This is a genomic window from Roseovarius salis, assembly GCF_044472985.1.
Taxonomy (GTDB): Bacteria; Pseudomonadota; Alphaproteobacteria; order Rhodobacterales; family Rhodobacteraceae; genus Roseovarius; species Roseovarius salis.
Genome location: NZ_JBISDG010000001.1, coordinates 132,135 through 147,905, shown reverse-complemented (window position 1 = coordinate 147,905; position 15,771 = coordinate 132,135). Strand labels below are relative to the sequence as shown.

The 15,771-nt window shown below is 63.1% G+C and carries 15 protein-coding genes and 3 pseudogenes; 16 read left to right on the top strand and 2 right to left on the bottom strand.

Going from position 1 to position 15,771, the window contains the following annotated elements:
- Positions 1 to 224 (bottom strand): hypothetical protein (locus ACH13J_RS00765; protein ID WP_397541395.1); only part of this gene is annotated, 224 nt, incomplete at its 3' end.
- Between the two features lie 16 nt (positions 225 to 240).
- Between ACH13J_RS00765 and ACH13J_RS00760 the strand changes: the two genes are divergently transcribed.
- The 5 genes from ACH13J_RS00760 to ACH13J_RS00740 all read left to right on the top strand — a co-directional run bounded on the left by ACH13J_RS00760 (position 241) and on the right by ACH13J_RS00740 (position 3,880).
- Positions 241 to 1,410, top strand: coding sequence for a 2OG-Fe(II) oxygenase (locus ACH13J_RS00760; protein ID WP_397541390.1), 1,170 nt, complete (start codon positions 241 to 243; stop codon positions 1,408 to 1,410).
- A gap of 29 nt (positions 1,411 to 1,439) precedes the next feature.
- A complete protein-coding gene (locus ACH13J_RS00755) occupies positions 1,440 to 1,982 on the top strand; it encodes a sigma-70 family RNA polymerase sigma factor (protein WP_397541389.1) in 543 nt (180 codons plus the stop codon).
- Positions 1,966 to 2,733: a hypothetical protein gene (locus tag ACH13J_RS00750; RefSeq protein WP_397541388.1), complete on the top strand. Its 768-nt coding sequence runs from the start codon at positions 1,966 to 1,968 to the stop codon at positions 2,731 to 2,733. Before ACH13J_RS00755 ends, ACH13J_RS00750 begins: the two co-directional genes overlap by 17 nt.
- Before the next feature lie 96 nt (positions 2,734 to 2,829).
- Positions 2,830 to 3,339 (top strand): hypothetical protein, encoded by a 510-nt coding sequence (locus ACH13J_RS00745; protein ID WP_397541387.1) that lies wholly within the window; start codon positions 2,830 to 2,832, stop codon positions 3,337 to 3,339.
- Between the two features lie 70 nt (positions 3,340 to 3,409).
- The gene (locus ACH13J_RS00740) at positions 3,410 to 3,880 is read left to right on the top strand and encodes a hypothetical protein (protein ID WP_397541386.1); all 471 of its coding nucleotides are present in this window, start codon (positions 3,410 to 3,412) and stop codon (positions 3,878 to 3,880) included.
- 315 nt (positions 3,881 to 4,195) lie between these two features.
- Here ACH13J_RS00740 and ACH13J_RS00735 read toward each other — a convergent pair.
- Positions 4,196 to 4,360, bottom strand: a pseudogene (locus tag ACH13J_RS00735) (transposase domain-containing protein); the annotation flags it as partial.
- A 91-nt stretch (positions 4,361 to 4,451) separates the two neighbouring features.
- Here ACH13J_RS00735 and tnpA point away from each other — a divergent pair.
- From tnpA to ACH13J_RS00680, 11 genes and pseudogenes are all read left to right on the top strand, one after another.
- A complete protein-coding gene (gene tnpA / locus ACH13J_RS00730; protein WP_397541385.1) occupies positions 4,452 to 4,856 on the top strand; it encodes an IS66-like element accessory protein TnpA in 405 nt (134 codons plus the stop codon).
- Positions 4,853 to 5,206 (top strand): IS66 family insertion sequence element accessory protein TnpB, encoded by a 354-nt coding sequence (gene tnpB / locus ACH13J_RS00725; RefSeq protein ID WP_397541384.1) that lies wholly within the window; start codon positions 4,853 to 4,855, stop codon positions 5,204 to 5,206. Before tnpA ends, tnpB begins: the two co-directional genes overlap by 4 nt.
- A 54-nt stretch (positions 5,207 to 5,260) precedes the next feature.
- A pseudogene (gene tnpC, locus ACH13J_RS00720) lies at positions 5,261 to 6,604 on the top strand (IS66 family transposase); the annotation flags it as partial.
- Between the two features lie 52 nt (positions 6,605 to 6,656).
- A pseudogene (locus ACH13J_RS00715) lies at positions 6,657 to 6,755 on the top strand (DUF2924 domain-containing protein); the annotation flags it as partial.
- Positions 6,752 to 8,062 (top strand): recombinase family protein, encoded by a 1,311-nt coding sequence (locus ACH13J_RS00710; RefSeq protein ID WP_397541394.1) that lies wholly within the window; start codon positions 6,752 to 6,754, stop codon positions 8,060 to 8,062. The pseudogene ACH13J_RS00715 and the gene ACH13J_RS00710, both read left to right, overlap by 4 nt.
- On the top strand, positions 8,059 to 8,466 hold the full coding sequence (locus ACH13J_RS00705; RefSeq protein WP_397541383.1) for a hypothetical protein: 408 nt from the start codon (positions 8,059 to 8,061) through the stop codon (positions 8,464 to 8,466). The genes ACH13J_RS00710 and ACH13J_RS00705 overlap by 4 nt, the downstream gene beginning before the upstream one ends.
- A gap of 261 nt (positions 8,467 to 8,727) precedes the next feature.
- Positions 8,728 to 10,101 carry a hypothetical protein gene (locus ACH13J_RS00700; RefSeq protein ID WP_397541382.1) on the top strand — a complete coding sequence of 458 codons (1,374 nt, stop codon included), beginning with the start codon at positions 8,728 to 8,730 and terminating at the stop codon, positions 10,099 to 10,101.
- A gap of 231 nt (positions 10,102 to 10,332) precedes the next feature.
- Entirely contained in the window at positions 10,333 to 10,479 is a 147-nt protein-coding gene (locus ACH13J_RS18560; RefSeq protein WP_449619221.1) for a hypothetical protein, read from the top strand.
- A 216-nt stretch (positions 10,480 to 10,695) separates the two neighbouring features.
- The gene (locus ACH13J_RS00690) at positions 10,696 to 12,000 is read left to right on the top strand and encodes a DNA (cytosine-5-)-methyltransferase (protein ID WP_397541381.1); all 1,305 of its coding nucleotides are present in this window, start codon (positions 10,696 to 10,698) and stop codon (positions 11,998 to 12,000) included.
- A complete protein-coding gene (locus ACH13J_RS00685; RefSeq protein ID WP_397541380.1) occupies positions 12,000 to 13,577 on the top strand; it encodes an ATP-binding protein in 1,578 nt (525 codons plus the stop codon). Before ACH13J_RS00690 ends, ACH13J_RS00685 begins: the two co-directional genes overlap by 1 nt.
- Entirely contained in the window at positions 13,567 to 15,768 is a 2,202-nt protein-coding gene (locus ACH13J_RS00680) for a Z1 domain-containing protein (RefSeq protein WP_397541379.1), read from the top strand. The genes ACH13J_RS00685 and ACH13J_RS00680 overlap by 11 nt, the downstream gene beginning before the upstream one ends.
- Positions 15,769 to 15,771 lie beyond the last annotated feature (3 nt).

The window sequence follows — 15,771 nt, the reverse complement described above, 5'->3', positions numbered from 1 at the left end:
CGCCAGAGACCGAGCTGCGTCAGCGGCTGCACGATCTGGCCAATGAACGTCGCAGGTTCGGCTATCGGCGCCTGTTCGTGCTCTTGCGCCGCGAGGGTGCACGGCGCTGCGTTCACCCGATTTACGGAGCCACCAGGCACTCCCATCCGCCGAAAGAAGTGCGCCAAGAATTTTCCGGCATGCGGGATGGGATCGACCGACGCCTCCGTATGCACATCGAACACGATAAAGAGGGCCGGAATGGATTCACCGCTCCAGATCGACGCGACGACGCTGCTGACGCCCGGCGACCCTGCGCCGAGCTTCATTCAACGCAGCGTTTCAAATCCGCGCTATGCCTTCGACAGCGCGGCGGGACGCTACCTTGTCCTCTGCTTCTACGGCAGCTCCGGCGATCCCCATGCGCAGGCGGCGCTCGAGGCCGCCCACGCCCGGACGGACATCTTTGACGACGATCGGGCCTGTTTCTTTGGCGTGAGCGTCGACCCGGAGGACGAGACCACCGGGCGCGTGGAGAACCGCCTCCCCGGCTATCGCCACTTCTGGGATTTCGACCTGACCGCGTCGCGGCGCTACGGTGTCGCCGACAAGGAGGCGGATCCAGCGCGCGGGCCCGTGGCGCTGGCGCGGCAGTGGGTCATCATCGACCCCACGATGCGCGTGATCGCCGCGATCCCCTTCCGGAAAGATCGCAGCGACCTGGCGGAGGTGATGGGCGTTCTGGACGATCTGCCCCCGCCCTCGCGCTTCGCCGGGGTCGAGATCATGGCCCCGATCCTGTTCTTGCCGCGCATCTTCGAGCCCGAGCTCTGCCGCCACCTGATCGGCCTCTACGAAGCGCAAGGCGGGCGCGAGAGCGGGTTCATGCGCGAGATCGGCGGCAAGACGGTGGGCGTGACCGATCCGGGCTTCAAGCGGCGCAAGGACTACGACATCGAGGATCGCGACCTGATTTCCGCCCTCCAAGGGCGGTTCCTGCGCCGGGTCGTGCCCGAGATCGCGAAGGTCCACCAGTTCAGGGTCACGCGGATGGAGCGCTACATCGTCTCCTGCTACGCAGCCGAGGACGGCGGGCATTTCTCGGCCCACCGCGACAACACGACGAAGGGCACCGCGCACCGCCGCTTCGCCGTCTCGGTCAATCTCAACGACGATTTCGACGGCGGCGAGGTCAGCTTTCCCGAATACGGTCCGCGCAGCTTCAAGGCGCCGCCCGGCGGTGCCGTCGTGTTCTCCTGCTCGCTGTTGCACAAGGTGAGCAAGGTGACCCGCGGACTGCGCTATGCCTTCCTGCCCTTCCTTTACGACGACGCGGCGGCGCGGCTGCGCGAGGAAAACGCGCGGTATGTGGGCGAAACCGGATCGTCGTATCGTTCGGGACAGCAGGCCCCGGCGGAGAAATCTGCATGACGTGCGCCCGAAAGGAGACGTGAGCCGCCATGGCCCGTGACGACCTCGACATCGTCGGACAGCTGGAGGCCCTTCGGCGCTACGCGCGAGTGCTCACCCGCGACGCCGAGGCGGCAGACGACCTGGTACAGGCGACCTTCGTGCGGGCGCAGGAGCGGCGCGCGACCTTCCGCGAGGGGGCGGATGTGCGGGTCTGGCTGATGGCGATCCTGCACAACCTCTTCATCGACAGCCGGCGCAGCGCGCAGGCGACGCAGGCGCGCGAACAGGCCTGGGCGGAGACGCGCCCGTCCTTCGTGGAGGCGTCCGGCGAAATGGCGGCGCGGCTCGCGCAGCTGCGCGCGGCGTTCCTGTCGCTGACCGCCGAGCAGCGCGAAGCCCTGCACCTGGTGGCGGTCGAGGGGCTGGGGCCGGCCGAGGCCGCGCAGGTTCTGGGCGTGCCCGTGGGCACGGTGATGTCGCGCGTCGGCCGGGCCCGCGCAGCGCTCCGGGCCTTCGAGGACGGCGCGGTCGACGCAGGCGCGGCGAAACCCTTCAGGATCGTGGGAGGACGCGATGAGCGACAGGACTGAGTCCGACCCGGAACTGGAGGCCGATCTTCTGGCGCTTCTGGAGGGGCGCCTGGACCCCGACCGCACTCTCGCCGTTGCCAATTACCTCAAGGAGAGGCCGGAGCGGACGGCGGACCTGCTGGCCGATGCAGGCAACACCGCGGCGCTGCGCATGGCGTTGTCGGCGGCGGACGACCCCGCGCCGCCCCGGCTCGTGGCTGAGGCGCGCCGCCTGCAGGATAGGCTGCGCGGACAGCGCCTCTTGCGCCGCGCAGCCCCCTTCGCGGCTGCCGTCGTCCTGTTCGCGGCCGGCTGGACCGGTCATGTCGCCTGGCAGGCTTCTGGTCCGGCGGGCGCGCGCCCGCTGGTCGAGGCGGCCCTCGACGCGCAGGCCGCGCTGGACCTGCGGCACTGGATGGTGTCGCAGCCCGAAAGCGCGGAGTTGAACGCGCAGGAGATCGTCGCGGCGCTCGGCATCGACCTGCCACCCCTGCCGGAGGACTGGACAGTGCGCGACGTGCAGATCGTCGCCACCCCCGACCGCCCCGCCATCGCCATCGCCGTCGATGCGCCGGACCTCGGGCGACTCCTACTCATGGCCGTCGCGCGGAGCGCCGAGGATGCAGAAGACCCGCCGACAGCCTTCGAATACCAGGGACGCACCATCGCGCTGTTCGAGCGCGGGCGATCGTCCTTCGTTCTCGTCGACGAGTCCGGTCATCCCGAGCAGCTGGCGCTCGGCGCTGACAGGCTGCTGTCCCGCGGCAATTGACTGTGCCCGCTGTCTCCCAAGGTCGACTGACGTGAACGACCGAGCCAACAAGCGGCGGCATCCGCGTCGCCGTCGAAACCCGCGAAGAAGGATGGAATGTCACCGCCAATACAAACCAGCGATACAGACGAGGCGTGCGATCCGCAGAAGGCCTCGAAAGTCGCGCCATACGGAAAATCGATGCCGCGCCTGCTCGCCCGCGGCAGGTTTCTTCACCCCAACGTCTCGATCTGGCTCCTCGCCGTCTGCATCGCCGTGGCGCTGATCCTGCGGACGACCACGGCGGCCGAGTCGCAGGAGCGTTTGCAGGGCTGGTTGCCCGAAGTTCTCGAACTGCCGGAGGATGTCGAGGTGCTGGCCGACCGCCAGATCGGGTCAACCTTCCGCATGCTCACGCTCCGGACCTCGGTGGACGTCGAAGACCTGCTGATAGAATGGGAAGAGGCCCTGCGGGAGAACGGGTACGCTATCGGGCGCGGACGCGACGAGCCGCTCGACGGTGTCATAGAGTTCAACGGGACCGGGATCGTAAATGAGAAGATCATCGTGTCTCCGGGTCGCGACGACGATGGCCGGGTGATCGAAATCGACGCCACCCTACGCTGATCGGAAGGCTGCTTCGGTGATTTCTTGCCGACAGCTTTGGAACTGGAGCGCCAGGAGATACTTACCCGTCATGTCCAATATCTGCATTGCCCCCGAAAACCGCCCCTTGTTTCCGGCAGTCCCGCTCGGACGTGCCCTTTGCCTGTGCATGGCCTACCTGCGCCTGTCAATCAGGGATGCGCTCGTTGCAGCCTGGCTCGTGGTGGCCGCTTCGGCTGTCGTCTACGCCGACGAGCACCTGCAGGACTGGATTCCCGACGTGCTGACCTTTCCGGACGACACGGAGGTCGTGACGGACCGCGCCATCGGGTCGACCGTGCGCATGTTCTCGATCGAGACGGGAGCCGATGTCGATGTTCTCTTTGCGGAATGGGAAGAGAACTTGAACGGCAACGGTTATCCCGTCGCACAGGGCGCGGACGACTTGCTGGAGCGGTCGATCGAGTTTTCCGGGCCGGGCATTGCCAACGCCAAGATCATCGTCGCGCCAACCTCCGAGGATGAGCGGAGCGTCATCGAGTTCGACGCGACGTTGGACTGACGTCACACCGACGCGCGGTCGTCTGCCGGGCGTCGGGCGTTCGTGTGTCCGAACAAATGGCAGGGATCGCTCCCGCGCTTCACGGCGCTCGCGCGGACGTCATCTTGAAGAACTTCATTGCGCTCCAGCAGCCGGCGAAACCGCGCTTGGTCAAGCACCAGCAGCGTCGAGGGCACGATGGCGCGAACGGAGCCATCCACCCAATCCGCGTCTAGCCGCTGCTAGCCTGAGAGTATTACGGCATCGCTTCGGTGGCGACTTGGGCGCAGTGGACGTTCGATACTTTGTAAGCGGTGTCTGGAAGCCACTGGGCTTTCAGCTTGACGGCTGGAAGTTCCAGGGAAGCAGATCATCGATCCGGCTCTGCGGGTGTCCGGCGGCAATGGCTTCCAGCGTCACCTTGAGGTAGGCGAAAGGCTCGACGCCGTTAATTTTCGCGGTTGCGATGAGCGAGGCGATGCGGGCCCAGGAGCGTCCGCCTTGTAAGCGAGGTTTTCTCCCCATCGGCTTTGCGGCTTCCGGCGTGATCTGAAGCCGCGCATTCTGGCCGGGTGCAGGCGCGGAGGGCGGAATGAAGGATGGATTTGCGGGACATTTCGACGTTCTGGAGGAACCGACGGGGCGGCGGACCTGGCCGGACGAGGCGAAGGCGCGGATCGTTCTGGAGAGCTTCGCGCCCGGAGCCCGGGTCGGCGAGGTCGCCCGTCGACATCGGTTGTTGCCGTCACAACTGACGACTTGGCGCCGGCATGCCCGGGAGGGACGGATCGCCTTTCCGGTGGACGCGCCGGGTCTGCCGGGCGCAGCGGAGTTCGTGCCGCTGATCGTCGATGCACCGGCAGCCCCGCCCAGGTCCGGCCAAGGCGAGGACCGGATCGAGATAGAGGCGGGCAGCCTGGTGATCCGGCTGCCCGGCACGACGTCGGCGGCCCGGTTGGCGGAGATCGTCACCGCCCTGGGGGCGACGCGGGCATGATCGTTCCGGGGCAGCGCATGCCGATCGTCGTCGCCACGCGCCCGGTGGATTTCCGGCGCGGCCATGACGGGCTGGCGGCGACGGTACAGAACGAGCTGGGCCTCGATCCGCATTCCGGGCTGACGGTCGTGTTCCGCTCGAAGCGGGGCGACAGGCTGAAGATTCTCGTCTGGGACGGCAGCGGTCTGGTTCTGATCTACAAGCGGCTGGAGAGCGGCAGCTTCGCCTGGCCCAGAGTTCGGGACGGGGTCATGCGGCTCAGCCGGGCGCAGTTCGAGGCGCTCTTCGAGGGTCTGGACTGGCGGCGGGTGACGACGCAACGAGTGCTTCCGCCAGCTGCGGCGAGTTGAATCAGCCCTCTGGTTTCGTTGGGTTTTCCCGGCGGCATCGGGTAAATCATTCCCATGTCGCACGCGCTCGATCCCGATCTCCTGGCCCGGCTGGCGCCCGACCTGCGGGCCGCGGTCGAGGCGCAGCTGCGACAGGCGCTGACGGCCGAGGCCGAGCTGCGCCAGCATCTCGAGGCGGAGAATGCCGATCTGCGCGCGCGCAATGACCGGCTCGAGCACCTGGTGCGCGAGTTCCAGCGGGCCCGCTTCGGGCCGCGCTCCGAGAAGCTCCACCCCGACCAGATGGAACTGGCCTTCGAGGATATCGAGGTGGCGATCGCGACCGCCACCGAAGAGCATGACGCCGCCGCGCAGGCGCGCACCGGGAAACGGCCGCCCCGCCAGCCCCGGGGACCGCGCAACCTGCCGAAGGAGCTGCCGCGGGAGGAGCAGGTCATCGCGCCCGAGGACCTGACCTGTCCCTGCGGCTGCGGGCAGATGGTGCAGATCGGCGAGGACCGCTCGGAGCGGCTGGACGTCACCCCGGCCCAGTTCCGGGTAATCGTGACGATCCGCCCGCGCTACGCCTGCCCCAGGGGGCGCAGCGGCGTCGCGCAGGCCAAACCCCTGCCGGCGCTGATCGAGGGTGGGCTGCCGACCGAGGCGCTGCTCGCCCATATCGCCGTGTCGAAGTTCTCCGAGCACCTGCCGCTCTACCGCCAGTCCCGGATGATGGCACGGCACGGGATCGGCATCGACCGCTCCACGCTCGCCGACTGGATGGGCAAGGTCGCCTTCCATCTGACCCCGGTCGTCGAGCGGATCGCCGAGCACATGAAGGGCTCGGGCAAGCTCTTCGCGGACGAGACCACGCTGCCGGTCCTGAACCCCGGGGCGGGAAAGACCAAGACCGGGTTTCTCTGGGTCATGGCGCGCGACGATCGCCCATGGGGCGGCACGGCGCCGCCCGGGGTCGTCTTCACCTATGCGCCCGGCCGCGGGGGCGCCCATGCCGAGGAGATGCTGAAAGGCTTCGAGGGGATCCTGCAGGTCGACGGCTACAAGGGCTACGACCGCCTGGCCGATGGCCGGCGTGCCGAGGGCTCGCCCCTGACACTGGCCTTCTGCTGGGCGCATGCCAGGCGCAAGCTGATCGACGCGCGTCCCAGGGCCGGATCGCCCCTGGTGGACGAGGCGCTCGAGCGCATCGCGGCGCTCTACGCCATCGAGAAGGAGATCCGCGGTCAGCAGCCCGACCAGCGCCGGTCCGTTCGGCAGGAACGCACGGTGCCGCTGCTCGAGGACCTGCACGGCTGGTTGAAGGACCAGGCCGCCCGGATCTCGACGAAGTCCGAGCTCGGGACCGCCCTTGCCTACGCGCTGGACCATTGGGACGGCCTCGTCCTCTTCGCCGGGGACGGCCGCGTCGAGATGGATTCCAACTCCATCGAGAATCGAATTCGCCCGGTGACCCTACAAGTCGCTCTCGGCCATCGCCCGCGCGATCACCGGGACGCGCTGGAACGGGCTGGTGTTCTTTGGCTTGAAGAACCGGCGGAGGCGGACATGACCAAGCCCATCGTGCGCAAGCAGCGCTGCGCGATCTACACACGCAAGTCGTCGGAGGAAGGGCTCGAGCAGGAGTTCAACTCGCTCCACGCCCAGCGGGAAGCCTGCGAGGCGTTCATCGCCAGCCAGCGCTCTGAGGGCTGGGTGCTCGTCCGCGATCAGTATGACGACGGCGGGATCTCCGGCGGCACGCTGGAGCGGCCCGGTCTTCAGCGGCTGCTGGAGGATATCGACGACGGGCTCGTCGATGTCGTGGTGGTCTACAAGATCGACCGCCTCAGCCGCTCGCTGGCGGATTTCGCCAAGCTGGTCGAGGTGTTCGACCGCAACGGCGTGACCTTCGTCTCGGTGACGCAGAGCTTCAACACGACCACGTCGATGGGTCGGCTGACGTTGAACATCCTGCTGTCCTTCGCCCAGTTCGAGCGTGAGGTCACCGCCGAGCGCATTCGCGACAAGGTCGCCGCGAGCCGAAAGAAGGGCATGTGGATGGGCGGCGTCCCGCCCTACGGCTATCGCGTCGAGAACCGGAAGTTGGTGGTCGAAGACGACGCTGCCGAACACGTCCGATGGATCTTCGCGCGGTTCCTCGAGATCGGCTCGGGCACGGAACTGGCGCGGGAGGTGGGCAAGCGTGGCATCCGCACGCCGCGTGGCAACCGGATCGACAAGAAGTACCTCTACCGGATGCTCAGCAACCGCGCCTATATCGGCGAGGCGATCCACAAGGGCGAGAGCTATCCCGGCGAGCACGAGGCCATCATCGACCGCGAGACGTGGGACCGCGTCCATGCCATCCTGCAGGAAAGTCCACGCAAGCGGGCGATGCGGACTCGCGCCGACACGCCGGCGCTGCTGAAGGGGCTGCTGTTCGGTCCGGACGGCGCCGCGTTCTCCCCGACGCATACCCGCAAGGGCGACAGGCTCTACCGGTACTACGTCAGCCAGACGGTGCTGAAGCATGGCGCCGGATCGTGTCCCGTCGGCCGCGTGCCCGCGGGCGAGATCGAGGCGGCCGTCATCGACCAGCTGCGCGCCGTGTTCCGCCAGCCCGAGATTATCGCGGGGACGTGGAAGGCGGCGCGCGCCCATGCCGACGACATCACCGAGGCCGATGCCCGCGCGGCCCTGCAGCAACTCGACCCGTTGTGGGAAGAGCTGTTCCCTGCCGAGCAGGCGCGCATTGTCACGCTGCTGGTCGAGCGCGTCGATATCGACACAGGCGGGTTGAACGTCCGGCTCCGGATGGACGGCCTCGGCGGGCTCGCGCGCGAGATGCTGTCTGGCAGCATCGGAGCAGCGGCATGACCCGCGCGACGGCAGTCCCCGAAACGGTGACAGTCCACGTGCCATTCCGCATCGTGAAGCGCGGCGGGCGCAAGGAGATGCAGTTGCCCGAGGGCGTGACGCAACCCCGGCGGACCGACAATACGCTCGTCAAGGCACTCGCCCGCGCCTTCCGCTGGAAGCGCATGCTGGAGTCAGGCGAGTTCGCCACCATCGCCGAACTGGCCGAGCGCGAGGGAATCGCGCCGTCCTACATGACGCGCGTCCTGCGCCTCACGCTACTCGCGCCCGACATCGTGGAGGCGATCCTGGACGGGAAGCAGGGGCCGGAGGTGACGCTGGCGCGCGTGCTGGAGCCGTTGCCGCTGGAATGGGGGCGGCAAGTTGAATGCTGGGCGCTGGACCTATCCAGTCGGAAGATTTGAGCCGGGTGGTCCACAATAACAACTCGGCATCGGCCATCACGCCCAAGACCAACAACGCCGCGCCCGCCGCCCTTTACCTGGTGCGGTCGAGATCGGCGCTGCCTTCGACGGTATCTGCGCCACCAGCGACGTTTAGGGATTGACCGCCAAACGCGGATTCCCGATCCTCGGTATATGCTTCAATTCTCAAGCGAGTTTCCTGTCCGACCAAGTGACAACCGGGCCGCCTTCGTGTCGGAAGTGGTAGCCTGGATCCGTGGCATGCGGCATCAGACGGTGCTTTCGAGCGACTCGGAGGCGGAGCTTGATGGCGCGAATGTTCACATCCGCTCGACTACTGGTACTGGCGAAGAACTCCGCATGCGAGAGTTGCGGTCCAGCGAAGGCTGGAGCGCGATCGGTGCTCGGCACGATCTACCCGATGATCTCGGGCGTGTTTGGCGCACGGAGTGTGTCCTGAAACGCTCCGCGGCGGAGGGGGGACAGGATCTGGTTCGCCTCCGAACCCAGTGCATCGCTAAGACACCGGGTGCGCGGCTCGACACCCCGCGCAAGCCCTACATCATCAAGGCACTCTTGCAGAACGGATGGGGCGGGACCGACCAGATATTCAGGGTCACCGACCAGCCTGTTTGGCTCGAGAGCAGCGATGACGGTCTCGCGACGGCCAAATCAGTGACTTTGGGCGAAGCGGCGAAATGGCTTCCGACCGTCTACGTTTCGGCTACGGGGAACTCGTCCTGGCTTCTCAGCCAGCAGGAAATCGAAAAATTGGCCTACGATCTCGGCGGGATCGCCCATGTGGTTGTCGAACCGGATCGAACGTTCTCGTTCGATCTACGTGATGAGAGTGAAGCTCGCAACGCCTACGGGGGCACGGTTGGCCTGTCAGTCCCCGGCCAGGGTATCATCAGGCGATACTACCTCGGGTGGCAAATTCAGAACGGGGAAGAACTTGCTGCTGCGGTCAGAGCGGCGGCATCCGCTCTGCGGAGTCAGATGCCGACCTTCGGTTGGGACTGGACCGAACTGCAGGAGCAGGCTCTCCGCGCCCAGCGCGAGCGCGACAGGAACCGGCTGACTGCAGCGGAAAGCGAACAACTCTACCTCGACGAAATCGAGAACCTACAGGACAAAATCCGCCAACTGGAACAGCAGTTAATCGTCGGTCCGGCTGCAAGTGTCGGGACAGATGAAGCCGAGTTCTCGACCGACAACCTCGTTAACCGGGTTGGGCCAGAAGTTTATGCTGGAGAAATCTCCGACAGACTTCGGTTTGCGGCGAAGACGACGTTGTCTGTCGCAGATCAGATCGGGCTTGATCCAAGGTCGAAGACTATTCTTCAGCGTGTCGTCGAGCGATTGCCAGCGTCGCCCGCACTTGCGGAACTCTCGCAGGACCTCGCGCGAGCGACGAAGGATCCGAAGCGAGTTGCGGCTGAATTGACCTCTCTGCTTGGCCGCCACGGCTACTCTGAAAAATCCGACAACAAGCACCCCCGGCTAGAGGCGAACAAGGGCTATGACGGCCTCGGATCAATCACGCTTCCGAAGACCCCGAGCGAACACAAGGGCCTCAAGAATCTTCGGAAGCAGATCGAGCGCACACTCGGCATTACCAGGCTTGGCGATTAAGTTAACGTCACGCCGCCGCCACGCAGCCCAGCGGCACCAAAACTCTGGCGGCGCCTTCACCAGCGGACTCGACGGTGACGCCAATGGGGAAGCGATCGACGTCCGGCGTGGTTACTATACTGGCAGATTCGTCCCATGCCACGCGCGCGCGGCCGGCGCCCGGAAGTCGCGCAGGCGAATTCACGACCACCAACGAACTCGCAGAGCGCGAGGGGGATCGCGCCGTCCTACATGACCCTCATAATGCGGCTCACGCTACTCGCGCCCGATATCGTCGAGGCGATCCTGGACGGGAAGCAGGGGCCTGAGGTGACGCTGGCGCGCGTGCTGGAGCCGTTTCCAGCCGGATGGGAAGCGCAGAAATTCGATCTCTCCTAGCGTCGTCGCGGTGCAAAGCGCTGCTCCGCAGCTGCGCGGGACTGGTCATTGAAATGCCGATGGCGCACCTGAGACATCCCCTAGCATGCGCCAGACTTAGCCTATCTGGTGCCCCAAAGTCGTACTCGATCCACATCATGCGTCCTCGCTTCATTTTCTTGCAGTAGCCGATGCATGCGTGTAGGCTGAATGCAAGAAACGATCAGGCGTAACCATATGAAGTTCATAGATTTATTCGCCGGGCTGGGTGGGTTCCACCAGGCGCTAGGCCAACGTGGAGGAGAGTGCGTCTTTGCTTCCGAGCTCAATAAGCATCTCGCAGGGCTGTATGAAAAGAATTTCGGGATTCGCCCTGCTGGCGACATTAGGTCCGTCGACCTGAGCGCCATACCTGATCACGATGTTCTTTGCGCGGGCTTCCCCTGCCAGCCATTTTCCAAGGCTGGCGACCAAAAAGGCCTTGAGTGCCCGCAATGGGGCAACCTCTTTGATTACGTTGTCGCGATACTAAAACTCAAGAAGCCGCGTTTTTTTATCATTGAGAATGTCCCGAATCTTATCCGCCATAACGGAGGAGAGACTTGGTCTATAATTTGTGATCAACTCAAAGCTGCAGGATACGCGATCAGCTTCGCGCGTCTGTCGCCGCACATGTTCGGCGTTCCGCAGAAGCGCGAGCGGGCCTTCATCGTCGGTGATCGTCAAGGGCTGGACAATTTTGCATGGCCGATCCCGGACGAAATTCCGCAGACGTCGATCCGCACTGTCCTCGACGAGGATCCGCCTGAAGCCCATGGCTTGAACAGTGATCATCTCCGGTATCTTGAGACATGGCAGGAGTTTGTCGCGGCCTTCCCAAAAGATCAGCACCTGCCATCCTTCCCGATCTGGGCGATGGAGTTTGGTGCGGATTACCCGCTCGATGGCCTTACGCCCCATGCACGCAGCTACAAACGGCTTGGCAAGTTCAAGGGCGCGTTTGGGATTCCTTTGGCGGGATTGTCGCCTGAGAAGACCGAAGTCGCATTGCCGTCTTATGCGCGCACGACGCTTGACAATTTTCCGGCATGGAAGATCGACTTTATTGCAAAAAACCGAGCGTTCTACGCGGAACATCGCGGGATCATCGATCCCTGGATCGACAAGATCAAAGACTTTCCCCCAAGCTTTCAGAAACTCGAATGGAATTGCAAAGGCGCTGAACGCAATATTTGGAAACATATCATCCAGTTTCGCGCGAGCGGGATCCGGGTGAAGAAGGAAGATACCGCGCCGTCTCTTATTGCCATGACAACAAGCCAAGTCCCCATCATCGCGTGGAAGAAGCGCTACATGACTCCGCGCGAGTGCAGCCGCTTGCAGAGCATGGGTGGACTAACCTATCTGCCCGGCACCAAAAACGGTGCCTACAAAGCATTCGGAAATGCCGTCAATGTCGATGTGGTTGGCAATATCTACGATGCCCTCGTGGGCAACGCTGACGCGGAGGGCGCGGTTCACGCAGCCGTGGCGGCTGAGTAATGGTGCAACTTAACTCCGTTAATATCCGCCCCGGCGTCAACGTCCTCTCGGTCCTGCCGCACCTGAACTACAAGGCGTGGTACGCCTTGGCCGAGTTTGTCGATAACGCCATCCAGAGCAGCCTGGACCGACAGCGGGACCTCAAGGCGACTGATGGAGCGGATTACCGCCTCCATGTCGATATCCGTTTCGAGCCGCAGGAGAACTGTATCACGATACGCGACAACGCGGCGGGTATCGCTGCGTCCGATTATCAGCGCGCCTTCCGTCCCGCTGAAATCCCCCCCGATGCGTCGGGCTTGTCTGAATTCGGCATGGGGATGAAGAGTGCGGCGTGCTGGTTTGCGCCAAACTGGACCGTGCGGACAACCGCGCTTGGGGAGAATGCTGAGCGGACCGTGATCTTCGACATCGACAAAATCGTCGAAGACAGCACTGAAGAATTGCATGTTATCTCGACGCAAGTCTCCGCAGACAAGCACTACACAGAAATCCGCCTCGACAATATCCGCCGCTTCCCGCGCACGAAAACGGTTCAGAAGATCAAAGACCATTTGTCCAGTATCTATCGGATCTTTATTCGCGATGGTTCGATGCTTCTTACCATCGATGGCGAGCCGCTCGCTTACAAAGACCCGGACATTTTGGTTGCCCCGAGCTATCGAGACCCTGACGGGCCTCCCATCACCTGGAAGAAAGACATCGCCATCGATCTGGGAGATGGTCGCGCAGCAACGGGCTTTGTCGCGATCCGCGAACCCGCAAGTACGCGCCTCGCGGGCTTGGCGCTCTTCCGGCGCAAGCGCTTGATCATGGGCAGCTTTGACGAGACCTATCGCCCCGAAGACATTTTCGGACGCTCGAACAGCTTCGCCTTCCAGCGCATCTTCGGCGAAATCCACCTCAAGGGTTTTCACGTCAGCCACACCAAGGACGGGATCAAGTGGGAGGAAGCCGAGGAAACCTTTCTGAAAGAGCTCCGCGAGGAACTATCGGGGGAAGCCTTCCCGCTGCTCCAACAAGTCCGCGAGCACAGAAGTAAGAAGGACGCGAAGGCCACACGCAAAGACGCCGCCGCCGCGCTTAAATCCATGGCGGAGCGGCTGAACAATCAAAGCCTGACATCGCAGGCCCATGCAGGCGCGCAAGATCAGGCTGATCTGCCGCTCTCTGACCCCGAGCATGATGACAGCGAGCCGCTTCCCGATTTGCCGGACGCAGAGAATGAGTATGTCCGTTTTCGGATGCGGTTTCGGAGCGAGGACTGGATCGTCGCCGTCGAACTGTCCTATGCCGACAACGGGGCGGACTGGCTGGATATCCGCAATCGTCCATCCATCACTGACCCGGAGCCGCGCCAGATCACTATTCGGCTGGCCATGCTCCATCCCTTCATGGCGCAATTTCCAACGCTGGATTCCGAAAGCTTTACCGCCGTCCTGAATATTGCCGCCGCGATGGCGCTTGCCGAAGTCGAGGCAGGGGAGCTTGCTGACCGGAACCCCTCCGCTATTCGCCGTTTCACCAATGAAATTCTCAGAAACCAAATGTCCAAGAGGCTGTCCGATGGCGAATGATCCCCGAACGATCACAGTCGCGCCGAGCCGCGCAGACCCAGATGGCGGTTGGTCGCCCACCCAGGGGGCTGCATTCACCGATTTGCTGAACGCCAACACAGCCTTGTCGGATGACGAGAAAGAACGGCTTGTTCAGGAAACCGTTTCCATCATGAGCGATTGCGTCCCGCCCGAGGCAGCGGACGCCGTGAATACCGGACTCGTGATTGGCTATGTCCAGAGCGGCAAGACCTTGTCGTTCACGAGCCTTGCGGCCCTCGCACGGGATAATCGATTTCGGCTCGTGATCCTGCTTGCAGGGACCACCAACAACCTCGTCGAACAGAGCTTTGACCGCCTGAAGGGCGATCTGGATATCGCAGGCACCCGTGAGTGGAATCTGTTCACGACACAACAGAAGGCGTTCCAACAAAGCGAAGTGGAGCGCGTGAATACCGAACTTGCTCGCTGGCGCCGCGGTAGCCCCCGCGCGCGGACGATCATGATCATCTCGATGAAGCAGCACCAACACCTGGACAACCTCGCCAGACTTCTTGGTGGGTCAGATTTTTCCGACGTACCGACGCTGATCATCGACGATGAGGGTGATCAGGCCGGCATGAACACCAAGGCCAAGCAAGACGACGAGAGCACGACCTATGCGCGGATCAAGGCGCTGCGCGCCTTGTTTCCGCATCACAGCTATATTCTCTATACGGCAACGCCCCAGGCTCCGCTTCTGATCAGCCGCATTGATGCGCTCTCGCCTGATTTTGGACGCGTCCTGACTCCCGGTACGCATTATGTCGGCGGGCAAGAATTCTTTGTCGATGGAGCGGACAAATACGTCAAACTGATCCCCTTGAGTGAAGTGCCCGACAAGAACGATCCTCCACATGAAGCGCCGGAGAGTCTGCGCGCAGCACTTAGAGACTTCTTTATCGGCGTTGCGATTGGCTTGCTCGAAGATGAGTTTCAGAAGGGGCGAAACCGTTCAATGATGATCCATCCCGCCGTCGCCAAAGACGAACATTTGATGTTCAAGCGATGGACGCAGCAGATCAAGGATCATTGGTCGGCGGTCCTGCAAGACAGCACGCATCCTGACAATGCGGGGCTTCTGGACCAGTTTCGCACGTCCGCAGACGGCATCTTCAAGACCTACGACACGTCCCTGACCTTTGAGGATATCGCCCCGATCCTGTTCGAAGCGATGGAAGAAACCGCCGTTGCCGAACTTAATACTCGCGAGAAAAGCCGCATCGTCCCAGTCGATTGGGCAGGTGAATATAGCTGGATTCTGATCGGTGGCATTGGCCTTGATCGGGGTTTCACTGTCGAGGGCCTGACAGTCAGTTACATGCCTCGATCAACGGGCGTCGGCAACGCGGACAACATCCAGCAGCGCGCCCGCTTTTTCGGCTACAAGAAGCGATATCTGGGGCTTTGCCGCATCTATCTGACCAGCGCGAATACCGACGCCTTTACCGACTATGTGAAGCACGAGGAATCCGTTCGCGGCTCTATCCGCAATCATCTCGAAGATGGCGGGAGCCTGAAAGACTGGCGTCGCACTTACTTCCTGGATCAGAAGCTGAAACCCACACGGTCCTCGGTCATCTTGCTGGAGATGTATCAGTCTAAGGGCCAAGGCGGCTGGATCGTTCCCGATCATCCCTTTGATGACAGCGAAACAGTTGCTGAAAACCGGGAGCTCGTTGAACAGATTCTCGGGTCATTCGATTTTGCGCCTTATGCGGAAGATGGCTGGAACGACAAACAGATCGTGCCCGCCTTCAGCGACACGCTTGCCCTCGCCGACATTCTCCCGATGATCGGCCAATTCCGCTATCGCTGGCCCGACGACAACCTCCGGCACAGCGCACTTATGCTTGGGCTGGAACGAATGGTTTCCGAAGAACCGACTATGACATGCAGCTTCTATGCCCTTGCCGGGCCATGGTCGGGCGTAGATTACAAACGGACACTGACCGAAAAGTCACCACCAAAGGTCAAGCAGCTTTGGCAGGGTGCGAACGCTCCGACCAATTACCCTGGCGCGCGCGCATTGGTGTCTTCTGAAACAGTGACGTTCCAACTCCACCGCTACGATATCCAGACCGCTGACAAAAAGCGCACGGTGCGCGACGTTCCAATCCTCGCTGTCCACATTCCCGATCCGTTGATGGAGCGTGTCTGGGTTGAACGGTAAGCA